Origin of the sequence: Lysinibacillus sp. NPDC096212 (assembly GCF_044763105.1) — a bacterium.
Classification (GTDB): Bacteria; Bacillota; Bacilli; order Bacillales_A; family Planococcaceae; genus Lysinibacillus.
Genome location: NZ_JBIWFQ010000018.1, coordinates 20,295 through 37,731, shown reverse-complemented (window position 1 = coordinate 37,731; position 17,437 = coordinate 20,295). Strand labels below are relative to the sequence as shown.

The 17,437-nt window shown below is 28.7% G+C and carries 2 protein-coding genes; both read left to right on the top strand.

What is annotated here, in order from left to right; translation table 11 throughout:
* Window positions 1–3 precede the first annotated feature (3 nt).
* Window positions 4–9,165: an amino acid adenylation domain-containing protein gene (locus tag ACIQ7T_RS17190; protein WP_402871930.1), complete on the top strand. Its 9,162-nt coding sequence runs from the start codon at window positions 4–6 to the stop codon at window positions 9,163–9,165.
* A 268-nt stretch (window positions 9,166–9,433) separates the two neighbouring features.
* Window positions 9,434–17,383, top strand: a complete 7,950-nt coding sequence (locus ACIQ7T_RS17185) for a non-ribosomal peptide synthetase (protein WP_402871927.1) — start codon at window positions 9,434–9,436, stop codon at window positions 17,381–17,383.
* Window positions 17,384–17,437: the final 54 nt, after the last annotated feature.

Below are 17,437 nucleotides of genomic sequence, written 5' to 3'. Positions count from 1 at the left end.
GTTGTGGAACAAGAAACGAATAAATACAAGGAAGCTTTGAGAAAAGCAGCTAGGAAAATCGAAGAATTATCTAAAAAAAACCAAGATGATGATATAGCTATAGTAGGACACGGTTGCAGATTTCCTGGAGGTGCAAATAATCCAGAGCAGTTTTGGCATATTCTTTCTAATGGGATTGATACTGTAACAAAAATTAAAAAGGATCGCTTTGATTATAAAGAATATTATAGTGATAATGTAGACGAAATTGGAAAGATGTATACGAAATACGGGGCATTTTTAAATGTCCCTGTTGATGAATTTGATAATCGACATTTTGAAATTTCTCCTGTAGAAGCAAGCTCTATAGATCCACAACAAAGATTATTGTTAGAGGTAAGTTGGGAGGCGCTTGAAGATTCTGGGGTAAATATAAAAAAGTTACGTGGGAGTAATACGGGAGTATTTGTAGGAATTAGTTCTAGTGATTATTTTAGGGCTCATATGTTCTCAGGTGATGAAAAAAAAATAACGCCTTATTCTGTTGGCGGTATAACCTATGGTGCTGCCAGTGGTAGATTATCCTATTTCTATGATTTTAAAGGACCTGCGGTAACATTTGACACAGCCTGTTCGTCCTCGTTAGTGGCTTTAAATGCTGCCGTAGAAAGTCTAAAAAAGGGCGAATGCTCATTAGCAATTGTTGGGGGAGCTAATATGTTATTAACTCCTGAGTCATTCATTGGTCTTTCCAAACAGCACGGATTAGCTGCAGACGGCAGATGTAAAACATTTACTGAGAATGCAGATGGTTTTGGTAGAGGCGAGGGATGTGGCGTCATAGTACTAAAAAAGTTATCCGAAGCTAAAGCAGATAACGATACAATTTATGCAATCGTAAAGGGCGTTTCGGTTGGACAAGATGGAAGAACAAATGGGATGACCGCTCCAAATGGAAGTGCACAGAAAAGAGTAATAAAACAAGCTTTAACTCAAGCTAAAATGACTATAAATGATATTGATTATATTGAAACGCATGGGACGGGCACCCCTTTAGGTGATACCATTGAGGTTCAAGCTCTAAATGAAATATTTAAAGATAAGAAAAATGACTTGTTAATAGGAGCAGTGAAAACCAATATTGCTCATCTAGAAGCCGCATCAGGAATGGCTGGTTTAATAAAAATAATCCAATCATTTAAACATAATCAGCTACCGCCTAATATCCATTTCAATAAAAAAAGTTCTAAAATCGATTGGGGAAATTTACAAGTAGTCAATAAACTTGTTGAGTGGAAACCTGGAGAAAAGATTAGGAGAGCGGGGATTAGTGCATTTGGATTCACAGGTACTTTAGCCCATGCAATTATTGAAGAACCACCATTAGTTAAAGTAAATATCGAAGAGAAGGAATTGCCTTATCACTTGTTAACTTTATCTGCTAAAAATGAAGAGGCATTGAAATATTCTATCATAAATATGAAAGAATATTTGTCTAAATCTAATGAGTCAATTGGTGATATATGTTACAGTTCTAATATTTGTAAGAGTCATATGGATTATCGTTTTGCTGCTAATGGATCAAGCAAAGCCGATATATTAAATATGTTTGATAAATTTGATCATTTTAAAAATGATTCTTCCAAGTTTAAAATGAATAATATTACGTTTTTATTTACTGGTCAAGGATCAATTTATAAGAATATAGGAAAAACATTATATGAAAAATCATCGGGTTTTAAAAAAACACTAGATTTATGTAATGAAAAATTTTATAAAATTTTAAATTTCAATATTTTAGATATTATTTATGGAGAAAATGATAATGATTTATTGAATAAAGCTATTTATTCGCAGCCGATTATATTTTCTATTGAATATGCACTAACCAAAATTTGGGAGTCCTTGGGTATTAAGGCAAACTCAGTAATTGGACATAGTATAGGTGAATTCACTGCAGCCTGCTATGCTGGAATTTTAAGTTTAGATGATGCAATTAAAATGATTGCTCATCGTGGTATGTTAATGGATACCCTAGATATTGATGGGAAAATGGTAGGTGTACTAACAAGTGTGGAAGTTGCAAGCGAGTCAATAAAAGAGAGTGGATGTAAAAATGTTTCAATTGCAGCTATAAATGCTTCTGAAAATGTAACAATATCAGGGCTTAGTGAAGAAGTAGATAAAGTTATTGAAATCATCCAAAAAAAACAAAGAGTGTTTATAGAAGAGTTAAATATTACACATCCATTTCATTCGGTTTTAATGAAGGAATTTATCGATAGTTATAAAGAAAAAATAAGTGATGTGAAATATTCGGAAAATAACGTAACTTTTATATCTTCTATAACTGGAAAGCAAGAAAATAAAGACACGTTTGGGAATGCAATCTATTGGTCCAATCATTTATCCAATACAGTTAATTTTTATAAAGCAATGGAAACGGCCAAGGAATTAGAAAGCGATATTTTTATTGAAATAGGTGGCGACGCAACACTTTGTGGATTAGCTAATCAATGTATTAATGGTGAAGCGCTATTTTTACCGTCATTAAGAAAAGGCTTAAATGAATATAAGCAACTATTTGATTCTATATCTCTATTATATTTAAATGGTGTACAGGTTGATTGGAAATCCTTTTACAAAGAATATAAAAAGGAGAAGGTAATACTCCCTAATTATTCTTTTCAAAGGAAAAAGTATTGGATTGATTTAAATAAGAATAAGAAGAACTACAAAGAATTCGTGTTGAATAAAAATTCAGAAAAATTGGGTGGATCGAATAGCTCCATTGGGAATAATACTCTTACAATAGAGAACTCTTCTTTAAGTTTATACGATATAGAGTTAGAGATAAAAAATATAATTAATATTATAGCTGGATTGAATATAGAGGAGATAAACCGTGAAGATAATTTATTTTCATTAGGTTTTGACTCTTTATTATTACTAAACTTTAAAAAACATATTGATAATAAATATAAATTAAATATTTCTATAAATGAATTCTTATTAAATTTGAACACAGTAGGTTTAATTGCTGAATATATAGAAAAACATTTACCTAAATCAGAAATGTTTAAACAGAGCACTGTAAAACAACAGTCAAATATTTCATGTGAAAATACTGATTACGAGAATGCGGAAAATGTTAATTATTTAAATAATATGGAAAACCGAATTAAGGATATCCATGCCCAGTTAGAAAATTTGATGGATATAAGTAGAAAGGAACTTTCTGCTAAACCAGCAAGCAATTCAAGGAGTGTTTTCCCTAAAATAAATAATAACTCCATGATTTTTGAAGAAGACTCATTAAATAATATGCAAAAAAAATTTGTAGATGATTTTATCTTAAAATATAATACTAAAACAAAAAGCTCAAAAAATCATGCAGAAAAGTATAATACTGTATTCTCGGATTGGATAAATTCACTTAATTTTAGGATGACATTAAAAAAATTACTTTATCCGATTATATCCAAACGATCCCAAGGAACAAGGTTTTGGGATATTGATGGAAATGAATATATAGATTTAGCAATAGGATATGGAGTCCATTATTTTGGGCACAATCCTCCATTTATTACGGATGCTATCAAAGCTCAATTAGAGAAGGGCTTTGAATTAGGACCGCAAAGTGATTTAGCAGGGAAAGTAGCTAAATTGATAAAAGATTTAACCGGAGTAGAAAGAGTTGCCTTCTGTAATACAGGTTCAGAAGCTGTAATGGTTGCTTTAAGAATTGCTAGAGCATGCAAAAGAAAAGAAAAGATTGTAAAATTTTCTGGATCCTATCATGGAACGTTTGATGGTATTCTAACAGATACAGATGAAGAAGGTCCGTATCCTACTTCATTAGGTTCAACATATGGAAATATTAAAGATACGGTAAGTTTACTCTACGGGTCTAAAGAGTCATTAGAATATATTAAAGAGAATAAAAATGATATTGCAGCTGTATTAGTAGAGCCTGTACAAAGTAGAAGACCTGGTTTTCAGCCGAAAGAATTCCTTAAAGAATTAAGAGTATTAACAGAAGAATTAGGTATTATTTTAATCTTTGATGAAATGCTAAATGGATTTAGAATTCAAACGGGTGGAGCACAAGCTTATTTCGGAATTGAAGCTGATATAGTTACTTATGGAAAAATAGTTGGTGGTGGACTTCCGATAGGTGTTGTAGCCGGCAAGCAGGTATATTTAGATAGCATAGACGGAGGAAGCTGGTCATTTGGAGATAACTCTATACCAGATAAAGAAACAGTAACTTTTGCTGGGACATTTTGTAAAAACCCTCTTAGTATGGCGGCTGCGTATGCGGTACTTTCTCTTTTGAAAGAAAAAGGCAATGATTTACAAATGGAAGTAAATGAAAAAACGAGGGTATTTGTAGAAGAAGTAAACGAGTTTTTTGGAAGAGAAAGAGTTCCTATGAGAATAAGTTACTTTGGTTCACAATTCAAATTTGAATCATATGGAAAATATGACTCATCATTGTTTCCAATAGAAATGGATTTATTCTTTTATTTATTAAATTATAAAGGTATTTATACGTGGGAAAGAAGAACATGTTGTTTCAATACAGAAATTTCCTATAAGGATATTGAAATAATAATAAGTAAAATAAAAGAAAGTATATATGAATTAAGAGAAAGTGGTTTTGAGTTTTCAGAAGAAACAAAATTAAAAAAAGTAAAAAATATTTTTCCGAATCATAAAGTAATTCCAATGACTTTAAATCAAAAAAGGCTTTTCTCAACTATTCTAATAAATGAGAATGATCCATATAATATAATAGGGACATTAGAAATAAAAGGTCGAATAAATATAAAAAAATTAGAGACTGTGTTCCAAATGATAATAGCTAGACATGAAAGCTTACGAACAAAATTATACATTGAAGAAGATCTATTTGTTCAAGAGGTTATAGAGGAAATAGATTTTAAAATTAATGAAGTTGAAAAGCAAGAATCTCAGAGTTTAGATGATTTAATCAAGGAGAATATTAGTAAATTTGATTTATCAAAAGGACCATTGTTTAAAGTAACTCTAATTAAAGCTTCACAGGAAAAGGAAATATTGTTAATAGATCTACATCATACAATAGCTGATGGACGTTCATTAGATATATTAGGTCAAGAACTAATAAAATTATATTCAGGTGAAAATCTGGAGCCAATTTATAACCAATATTCAGATTATGTCTTATGGGAAGAAGAATTTTTAAATTCTGAGGAAATAAAGGAAAATGAAACATATTGGTTAAAAAAATTATCAGGTGAAAGAGAAAAGTTAAATCTTCCTTTTGATCACAACCATTATTCGATTAATCAATTTGCAGGTAATACTGTAAAAATGCCGATAGAATCAGATTTGGTTTTTGACCTTAAACAGTTTGCGAAAAAAACTGAATCTTCACTGTTTATGGTACTAGCTGCGGCATTTAAGGTATTACTTTACAAGCTTTCAAAAACGAAGGATATAATAATCGGCACACCTGTTACTAACAGAGGGAATAGTAAATTTGATAATAATATTGGTATGTTTACTAATACAATTATTTTGAGAAATCAAATTTCTAACGAAATGAAATTTACTGAATTTTTAAGTAGGTTAAAACAAAGTTCTCTAGAGGCTTATGCTCATATGAATTATCCATTTAATTTTCTTGTTAATAAACTAAATACAGAAAATAATGGTGAGCGAGACCCATTAATAAATGTCATGTTTATATACGAGAATATAGACGAGAGAATGTTTAGCATTGATAATGTTGAAATCAAAACATATGATTATAAATCAAAAATAGCCGAGTTTGATTTCACATTGGAAATTCTCGAGGACAATGGGGCATTTAACGTTAATTTGAATTATAAAACTAGTTTATTAAAAGAAGATAGTGTCACATTGTGGGGAAAATATTTTATAACAATATTAAAAAATATAATTAAAGATAGTGCTTTATCCATATCTGACATTCAACTTTTGACAGATAATGAAAAGGAAAAAATTATTAAAGATTTTAACAATACAGAGGTAATTTATCCTAAAAACAAAACAATTCAACAATTATTTGAAGAGCAAGTAAGAAAAGTTCCTAATGAAGTTGCAGTTGTATGTAAGGATGATAAATTAACTTATGATGAATTGAATAGAAAATCAAATCAAGTAGCAAGGATTCTTAGGGAAAAAGGGGTAAAAGCTGATTCGATAGTAGGGATATTTGTAGAAAGATCCATTCATATGATCATTGGTATTATGGGGGTTTTAAAGTCAGGTGGAGCGTATCTGCCAATTGATATAAATCTTCCTAGAAGTCGAATAGAGTATATGCTCGAGGATTCAGGTGTAGAAATTTTAATAACAGCCAAGGAATTAGAAGATGATTTACAGTTTACTGGTAGTATTATTAATATTAGTAAAGATTGTTATTCTTTGGATGATAATAATTTGAGTATAGTAAATAACTCACATGATTTAGCAAATGTGATATATACTTCAGGTTCAACAGGCAATCCAAAAGGAGTAATGGTTGAACATAAACAAGTAAATAATTTTATACATGGCATTGTAGCTGCAACAGGCCTAAATGAGTATAAAAATATATTATGTATTACAACAATTTCATTTGATATTTTTGGTTTAGAAACTTTAGTACCACTTGCTCAAGGAATGAAAATAGTAATTGTAAATGAGGAAGAAGTAATTGATGGAGATAAATTATCAAAAGTAATTGTTGCAAATAAAGTGGAGGTAATGCAATGTACGCCTTCCAGATTAAAATCCTTATTAGAAAGTAATAAGTTTAAAAAATCAATAAAAGAATTAAAAACAGTGCTAATTGGTGGAGAAGAAGTTCCTAAAAATTTAGTTGAAGAATTAGATAGAAACGATAATTTAAAAGTTTTTAATGTATATGGACCTACTGAAACAACTATTTGGTCAACAAGCAAACTTTATGTAAATGAAGACAACAACCTTACTATTGGAAAACCAATAAATAACACTCAAGTATATATTCTTGATGAAAATATGCAAATAGTGCCTATAGGAGTTCCGGGAGAATTATGTATAGGTGGAGATGGAGTAGCAAGAGGCTACTTAAATAAAGAAAATTTAACAGCGGAAAAGTTTGTTGAAAGTCGGTTTGAAAAAGGTTTGAAAATATATAAAACTGGAGATTTAACAAGATGGCTATCAAATGGAGAAATAGAATTTTTAGGGAGGATAGATAATCAGGTAAAAGTTAGAGGATATAGAATAGAACTTGAAGAAATAGAAAATAGATTATTGAGTCTTGAAAATATAAAACAAGCAGTAGTTGTAGGGAAAATTGATCAAAATACTCAAAAGTATCTTTGTGCATATGTAACCTGTTATAGAAAATTAAATACATCTGAAATTAAAGATTATTTATCAGCAACCTTGCCTGACTACATGATACCCTCATTCATTATCGAAGTTGCAGAAATGCCACTAAATTCAAATGGAAAAATAAATAGAAAAGCCTTACCTGATCCAAATAAAGAAGATCAAATTTCAAATAACTATGTTGCTCCACGAAATAAGATGGAAGAAAATTTAGTGGAAATTTGGTCAGAAATTTTAGGGGTAAAAAGAATAGGTATAAATGACAACTTTTTTGATTTGGGAGGACATTCATTAAATGCAACAATATTGGTAGGCAGAATTCACAAGTTATTAGATGTAAAAATACCAATAAAAGAATTATTTAAGGCTAAAAATATAAAAGAACTCACTAAATATATTAGCAAAGTGGAGAAGAATAAATACGAAGAGATAGAAAAATTAACAGTTAAACAACAATATTATAGAACTTCCTCTGCACAGAAAAGAATGTATCTGCTACAAGAGAGAAATAATGGAACGGTTTATAATATGCCAAAGGTTATAGAAGTAATAGGCAAACTCGATCTTAATATAATAAATAGAGTAATAAGACAGTTAATAGAAAGGCATGAATCATTAAGAACCAGTTTTGAAATTGTTGATGAAGACATAGTACAAAAAATTCAACCAATAGATGATTTAGTGTTTAAAATTGAAATGCTAACAGTCAAAAACGAAGATGAAATTTCAGAAAAGGTAGCAAATTTTATAAGGCCATTTAACTTAAAAATACCTCCTCTTATTAGAGTTGGAGTAATAAATGTAGAGGAAGAGAGAAATATCATTATTTTTGATATTCATCATATTGTATCTGACGGCATTTCGGTTGCGATATTAACAAAAGAATTTAGTGATTTGTACTCAGACAAAAAGTTGAAATCATTAAAAATTCAATATAAGGAATTCTCTGCTTGGCAATTAAAGATATTAAAAAGTGAAGAACTAAAAAAACAAGAAAAATATTGGTTAGGAGAATATCAAGGGAGGTTACCTGAAACAAAATTCCCTACGGACTATCCTGTGCCAAGTAAACGAGACTTTAAAGGAAATAACATCGAATTTAAAATAGATAAAACTATCACAGATAATTTAAAAGGAATAGGACGTAAGACTAGTAGCACGCTGTACATGGTTATATTAGCAAATTTAAATATTTTATTATCAAAATATTGCCAACAAGAAGATATAGTTGTTGGAACGCCTGTTTCTGGAAGAACGTCAGAGGATTTGGAAAATGTTATTGGTTTGTTTGTAAACACTTTAGCAATTAGAACAAAAGTAGATAATGAATTAAATTTCATAGATTATTTAAACATTGTAAAAGAGAAGACACTAATGGCCTTTGATAATCAAGAATATCAATTTGATGTGTTGGTTCAAAAGGTAGGTGTGGTGGGAGATTTAAACAGAAATCCATTATTTGATGTTATGTTCGTTCTTCAAAATATGCAGGAAGATAGAATAGAACTAGATAATTTAAGAGTTACATCATATCCCTTCAAAGAAAATACAGAAAAATTCAACATTACAATTGCTTGTCAGGAAAAAGAAGGAGAATTATTGTTTAATTTAAGTTATGCAACGTCATTATTTAAAGAATCAACAATTGAGAAAATTATAGAATACTTTAAGAGCATTATACATTTAACATCAAAAAATCTGGATATAAAGATCGAAACTATTGACTTGATTACCGAGGGGGAATTATCGAATATTTACAATGGTGTAATATCTAATGATTTAAACGAAGAAGATTTAGAATTTACTTTTTAACTTCTTTCAGCAGCAGTCTCCCGCCTCTATAGGTAGTGGTTCTAAGACTGTTTACAGCGGATGTCCAAACATCCGCTGTAAGAAGTTAAAGCCTCCGGGCGATTCCCGACGCAATTATCGCGAGGCATACTTGATAAAGTAACTAAATTCACTTAATAAAATAATTCAAATTTATCCCTGTATAGGCGAAGATTTTCTCCCTATAAAGATCTATTTCTATTGATAGGTTTCACAAACTCAGAACAATTATAAAGAGGAGTGAGCTAGAATGAAAGAAGTAAAGTCTGATGTGATAAATAAATCTAAAAGTTTTTGGATTGAAATGTTAGCAACTGAATTTGATCGTTTAGTATTTCAGAAAAATCAAAAGGGCAATGAATCTTATTTCTTAAAAGTTGATATTGATAAAGAAATAACTAATAAAATAAAACAATTAACAAAAGACAAAAATATAATGATATATACATTAATATTAACAGTATTCAAAATTGCATTATCTAGAATGTGTTCATACTCACAATTTGCGATCGGAATTCCACCATATATTAAAGATAATAAAAGACAAGCAAATAATGAGTTTCTTTTATCCAAACAACTATTAACTAAAGAATTGGATTTTAAAAAAGTTCTTTCTAATGAAAAAAATGTTCTTTTTAATTCTTTTTTATATGAATTTTATCCTTTAGAACAATTGTATAAAAGAAACTTTATTTACGAAAAAATAAATGTATTTTGTGTAATGGAAGAATTACATAGTGATCTTCAAATAAAAAATATTTTAAATCTACCAAATAATGATCTTACTTTAAATATTAGAGTAAAAGAAGATTCAATTTCCTTAATATTTAATAGCTTTGATTATGTCGAAGAGAATCAGATATTTATTCTAAAAGATATATTTGTAAATATATTACAAAAGGTAATAAATAACTTAACAATTAGAATAGATGATATTGATATTATAAGTGAAAAGGAAAAAAGTAAGTTGAAAGACATTAATAGTACAAGTATATCTTTTCCTAAAAATCTGTCATTAAGTGAAATTTTTGAAAAACAAGTAGAAAATAACCCAGATCATATTGCGATTGTTTTTAAAAATGAAAAGTTTTCATATAAAGAGCTTAATGAAAAATCAAATATCATCGCAAATAAACTAAAAGATAATAACGTGGAAAAAGGAGACGTAGTTGGATTAATTGCTGAGAAATCCCCAGAAATGATAATAGGAATTTTAGCAATATTAAAAGCCGGTGCAGCATATTTACCTATTGATTATAAATACCCAGAAGAAAGAGTTAAGTATATGTTAGAAGATTCGAATTGTAAAATATTATTAAAACAGGGAAATTCAAAGGATATAGTTAACCTGGGGTGTAAAATAATAAAAATTGATCTTAAAGAGAATGAAATATTAAATGCTGATAACCTTAATATTCCATTTGAAGGGAATGAACTAGCGTATATCATTTATACATCCGGATCAACAGGTAGGCCAAAAGGAACATTAATAAACCAATCTTGTGTTATCAGTCGCCTAGTCGGCAATACAAATTATATTAATATCAATAAAAATGATATCTTCTTACAGTTATCAAGTTATGTATTTGATGGATCTATTTTCGAAATATTCGGTTCTTTATTAAATGGGGCAAGACTTGTAATTCCAGAAAAATATCATACCCTCGATTTGAAAGAATTAGGATCATTAATAGAAAAAGAAAAAATAAGTATATTGTTTATTACAACTGCTTTATTCCATTCATTAGTAGAATTAAATTTAAAATCCCTACAAAATGTTAAAAAAATACTAATAGGTGGGGAAAAATTATCTTTAAAGCATGCAAAGAAAGCATTCGATTTTTTGGGCCCTAATAGAATAATAAATTTATATGGCCCAACGGAAAGTACTATTTTCGCAACTTATTATCCAATAAATGATATAGATGAGGAAGATATATTTGTTCCGATTGGTGGACCAATTTCAAATACAAAATTATATGTTATCGGTAATAATAACAAATTACAGCCAATAGGGGTACCGGGCGAACTTTGTATATCGGGAGAGGGATTAGCATCAGGTTATATAAATAGAAACGATTTAACTGAGAAGAAATTTGTGGAAAATCCATATGAAACAGATGATAAAATGTATAAAACTGGGGATTTGGCAAGGTGGCTTCCAGATGGGAATATTGAATTTATCGAGAGAATAGATTATCAAGTTAAAATAAGAGGATATAGAATAGAACTTGGTGAGATAGAAAATGCATTATTAAAAATAAATGAAATAAATGAAGCAGTCGTATTGGTAAAAGAGATTGAAGATAATAAATATATATACGCATATTATGTAGCTAACTGTAATTATAGTAAAGATTTAATACGAGAGAAATTAAAAGAAACATTGCCAAGTTATATGATGCCTGCAAACTTCATTAAATTAGAGAAAATACCACTTACGATTAATGGTAAGGTTGATAGATTAAAGCTTAATAAATTAGAAGATGAAAGCAAATTAGGCATATACGAACATCCCAAAAATGATATCGAGGAAAAACTAATTCAAATATGGAAGGACATCTTAAAGATAAATTATACGATAAGTATTAACGATAGTTTTTTTGACGTAGGTGGGCATTCTTTAAATGCTATAAAGGTAGTTGGAAGAATTCATAAAGAACTAAATATAGATATTCCTATAAAAGATTTTTTTAACCTAGAAAATATAAAAAATATTGCTTCCTATATATCTTCAGTGCGTAAAAAAGAGTATAGAAAAATTAAAAAGATTCAAGAAAAAAGATACTATGAGGCATCATCAGCTCAAAAAAGAATATACCTTACTCAAGAATTCGAAACAGCTAGTAATGTTTATAATATTACTGAAGCAATGGAAGTAATAGGCAAGTTGAATGTATCGAAAATAACAGATGGTTTAAAAAAAATAATTAAAAATAATGAGATACTAAGGACTAGCTTTGATGTAGTTGATGGAATAATAGTACAGAAAATTCATTATTTTGAAGAAATTGATTTTAAAATAGAAAGAATGCAAGTGGTAAATGAAATGGATATTGATAAAAAGATTAGAGAATTTTCAAAACCGTTTTTATTGCAGAAGGCTCCTTTATTAAGAGTAGGCGTCATTAGTATAGATAATAAACGGCATATACTAATTTTTGATATTCATCACATTATTGCAGATGGTACGTCAATAAATATTTTATTAGAGCAATTAGCCAGTTACGTTAATGAAAAAGATTTAATTGTGAATGATATACAATATAAAGATTATTCTGCTTGGCAAAAGGGATTTTTCAATACAAAGGAGATAAAAAAACAAGAAAAATATTGGCTTGATGTATTTAAAAGTGAATTACCAATATTAAATTTACCTTCTGATTATAAAAGACCTAGTAAATTTAACTTTGAAGGGGATTCTCTCACATTTGAAATAGATTCTTTTATAACGAATAAACTAAAAAAGATTGCAAAGGAAAATGATAGCACTTTATATATGGTTTTACTTGCTGCATATTCAACTCTTTTATCAAAATATACAAATCAAGAAGATTTAATTATAGGGACACCGATGTCCGGTAGGAATCACATTGATTTACAAAATCTTATGGGTATGTTTGTGAATACTGTTGCAATAAGGAATTATCCTGAGGCAAATAAGACATTTAAAGAATTTTTAAAAGAAACTAAAGAAACGGTTTTGAAGGCATTTGATAATCAAGATTATCAATTTGATGAGTTAATAGGAAAGCTAGAAATTAATCGAGATACAAGTAGGAATGCTTTATTCGATACAATGTTTGTCTATCAAAATTTAGATGAAGCTAATTTTGAAATTGAAGAATTGAAAATAAAAAAATACAATTATATAGGTAAAACATCGAAATTTGATTTGACTTTAAATATAACTGAAGAAAAAAATGAAATGAATTGTAGTTTTGAATATTGTACAAAAATTTATAAAAGAGAAACAATAGAATTGATGAGTGACTGCTTTAGCAATCTTTTATATTCAATTATTGAAAATATAGATCGAAAATTGAAAGATATTAATGTACTTTCTCAAAAGGAAAAAGATAAAATAAATCAATTTAATAATACATCTATGATATATGACAAGAATAAACCAATGCATCAATTGTTTGAAGAACAAGTTAAAAACACACCTGATCAAATTGCAGTTATATACGAAAATAATAAGGTGACATATAGTCAACTTAATGAGAAATCTAATCAACTTGCAAGAATATTGAGGGATAAGGGAGTAAAACGCGATACTGTAGTTGGTATCTTCGTCAATCAATCTATAGAGATGGTAGTAGGTATATTAGCAATATTAAAAGCTGGTGGTGCATATTTACCTATTGATCCAGAATACCCTGAAGAGAGAATTCAATATATTCTAGAAGATAGTAGAGTAGCAATTATCTTAACGCAGGGGAATATAAATACAGGTTTGTTGAAAGAAAAGGAAACAGTCAATGTTGCAGATGATAAAGTATATAAAAATAGTATTGAAAATTTGGAAAATGTAAATGAGATAAATGATTTAGCTTATATTATTTACACATCAGGATCCACTGGTAGACCTAAGGGAGTAATGGTTGAACATAAAGGTTTAGCTAATTTAAAATCCTATTTCGAAAATGAGTATAACATTTGCGAAAAAGATAACATAATTCAATTTGCAAATTGTACATTTGATGCAGCAGTTTGGGAAATGAGCATGGCACTGTTAACCGGGGCAACACTTTTTATTGTTCCTAGATATGTAATTAATGATGTAAACGCCTTTGAAGCGTTTTTAAATATCAATAGAATAACGGTAGCTACATTGCCTCCTGTCTATGCTTCAAATTTAAGTCCTCATAAAATAAACTATTTAAGATTATTAATAACAGCAGGCTCCGAATCAAATAGTGAGTTAGTAAAAAAATGGAATGGTAAAGTACAATATGTAAATGCCTATGGACCAACTGAAACTACTGTATGTGCAGCAGCTTGGACAGATTATAGAATAAACAAAGATAATAAAACAGTACCTATTGGAAAACCGATATATAACACAAAAATTTATATTTTAGATAAAAATCAAAAAATACAGCCTATAGGAGTTCATGGTGAACTTTGTATTGGTGGAATTGGCATAGCGCGAGGATACCTAAATAATCTAGAATTAACGAAACAAAAATTCATTCCAAATCCTTATATTGAATGCGAAAAAATTTATAGAACAGGTGACATAGCTCGATGGTTACCAGATGGAAATATTGAGTATGTTGGTAGAGAGGATTATCAGGTAAAAATAAGAGGATATAGAATAGAATTAGAAGAAATCGAGAGAAGATTACTTCTAAATAGACATATAAATGAAGCGGTGGTTGTTACAATAAAGGACCAGCATCATGAATACAATCTAGCATGTTATGTGGTAGCTGATAAAAAAATGATTCTATCAGAAATAAGAACTTTTTTATTGAATGAGTTACCCGAATACATGGTTCCATCTTATTATATGCAATTAGATTCCATACCCAAAAATCAAAGTGGTAAACCAGATAGAAGAATTTTAAAGGAATTAAAGGGAGATAAATATTTAAAAGAAGGTAATTATGAAAAGCCCTCAAACGAATACGAATGTTTACTTGTGGAAATTTGGGAGGAAATTTTTGTTCATAAAAAAGTTGGGATAAATGATGATTTTTTCCATTTGGGTGGAGATTCCATTAAAGCGATTAAATGTATTTATAAGTTAAATGAAAAGAATTTAACATTAAAGCTAAGTGATATTTTTAAATACAGAACCATAAAAAAAATCGTAGAAGTTATTAATTCACTTGAAAGAAATTCATTATTAATAGAACCTACAGTAGGTAAGTTTAAATTAACCCCTATTCAAAAATGGTTTTTTGAATCACATAAAATTGAACCAGAGTATTTTCATCAAGCAACTTTTTTAAAATGTAATGAAAAAATAAATGTGGATGTATTAAGGGATATATTAAAAGAAGTACAAATGCATCATGATTCATTAAGAATGGGCTTTACAACAGTAAATGATGAAGTAGTTGGGGAGATCTTAGGGTCTAATTATCCTTTTAATTATGAAGTTGTTTACCTTGATAATCTAGAACAGGACAAATCAATTTTTTTGAAAAAAGTAAAGGAATTACAAAAAAATGTAGATCTAAAATTAGGTCCAATGATGAGTACAGTTGTATTTAAAACAAACAATTTTGATTATATATACATCTTAATTCATCATTTGGCAGTCGATACTGTATCGTGGGGTATTTTAATAAATGATATCCAAAGTTTATATAAACAGTTTTTACGTAAGAAAGATATTAAACTAACTAACAAATCTAATTCAATCAAAGAATGGTCTAAAAAACTTTATTATTTTAGTAATAGTGAAGCGTTTTTAAAAGAAAAGTCCTATTGGAGAAATATCCAAAGAAAAATAAATAGCGTTCCTTTTGATTTTAGTCATGATACTAATACTATGAGAGATAGCGATACTTACGAAATATCTCTTAATCTAGAAGAAACTGAGGCTTTGTTGGAAAAATGTTCTGAATTATACAAAACAAGTGTTGTTAATATTTTACTATCTGCGTTATCGTTTGTTTTACAGAATTGGACTGGAAGTAAGGAAAATGCAATTATGTTTGAAGGGCATGGACGAGAAGATTTATTTAATGATGTAAGTATTCAAAGAACAGTAGGATGGTTTACATCTATCTATCCTATTATTTTAGAAGCTCCAGAAACTAATAATTTGATAGATTATTTAGATAGAACAATCTTGATAAGAAATGCTATCCCTAGAAATGGTATAGGTTATCATATCTTAAAATATTTAACTGAAGAAGAAAATAAAAAAGATATTGATAGGTTCATGACTCCTCAAATTTGTTTTAATTACCACGGAGAAACGGATTTAGAGAATAAAGGTAGAATATTCGAGATAATTGAAGAGGAACATGGAAGTAATATTAGTATCAATAGTGAAAGACATTTTGAATTGGAGTTTAATGGGAACATAAGCAATGGAAAATTAAAAATATTATTAACGTTCAATACAAAAGCATATAAATCTGATACTATAGCTAATTTAGCAAAAAAATATAAAGAAATTTTATTAGAATTTATTTCTTTAAATAAAAAGCAATTAAATATAGCTAGTTTAGAAAACAATTTATCGTTTTTTTTAAATAAATACAAGGCTCCAGGATTGATATTGGGAATAAAAGCTCCTGATGGACAAAATACTGTTATTTCAAAAGGGCTTGCGGATATAAAGAATAATATAAATATGAAGTCTACTACTAATTTTAAAATAGGAAGCATTACTAAGACATTTGTGGCAACTATAATATTACAATTGATGGAGGAAGGGTTATTAAATTTAGATGATTCTGTTATACATTTTCTTCCAGAATTATTAGAACAATATAAAGCGGATTATTTTAATAATATAACAATAAAAAGTTTATTAAATCACACTAGTGGAATACATGACTTTGTAAAACATCCTAGTTTTATTAAAGGTTTAGAAAGTAATAGAGAATGGACTAAGGAAGAATTATTATACTATGGTTTATCTTTACCATACGATCAGACATTTAATAATAACATTTGGATTTACTCTAGTACCGGATATATATTATTAGGATTAATTATCGAAAAAATTACACATGTAAGTTTAGAAGAAAATATACAAAATAGAATATGCAATAAGTTGGGTCTTGAACAAACGAGGTTAGTAGATGAGTTACCTAATTTATATAATTTTAGTCGTTGTTATACTAATCCTGAAAAAAAAGATGTGACAAATAATGCTTTAAGTGCAAGTTGGGCATCAGGAGGTATGATATCTAATGCTAGTGATTTACTTATATGGCTTGATGCATTTGTAGATGGAGTGTTACTAAAAAACAAAGATATAATCAATGACTATATTGATATTTCAATGAATTATCCAACTGACTACAAAGTGAATATGGGATTAGGTATCTTTAATGTGAACGATATGTTAGGACATGAGGGGCATGGACTAGGGTTTCAGAATATTCTTTATAAATATAATGGATATAGTTTTGTCATTCATTTAAATCAAGAGGCAGCTGATAAAAGTAATGTTATAAGTGAACCTTTTAAAATATTTAATGAACTTATAACACTTTTAAGGTGATTCAATCAACAGATCTTTAAAAATACTAAATATGTTAAACATAAAAGGGGAGCT

Bases quoted from the DNA above. Each gene is read 5' to 3' on its own strand.
- ACIQ7T_RS17185 (WP_402871927.1), top strand. From the start codon at position 9,434: ATGAAAGAAGTAAAGTCTGATGTGATAAATAAATCTAAAAGTTTTTGG.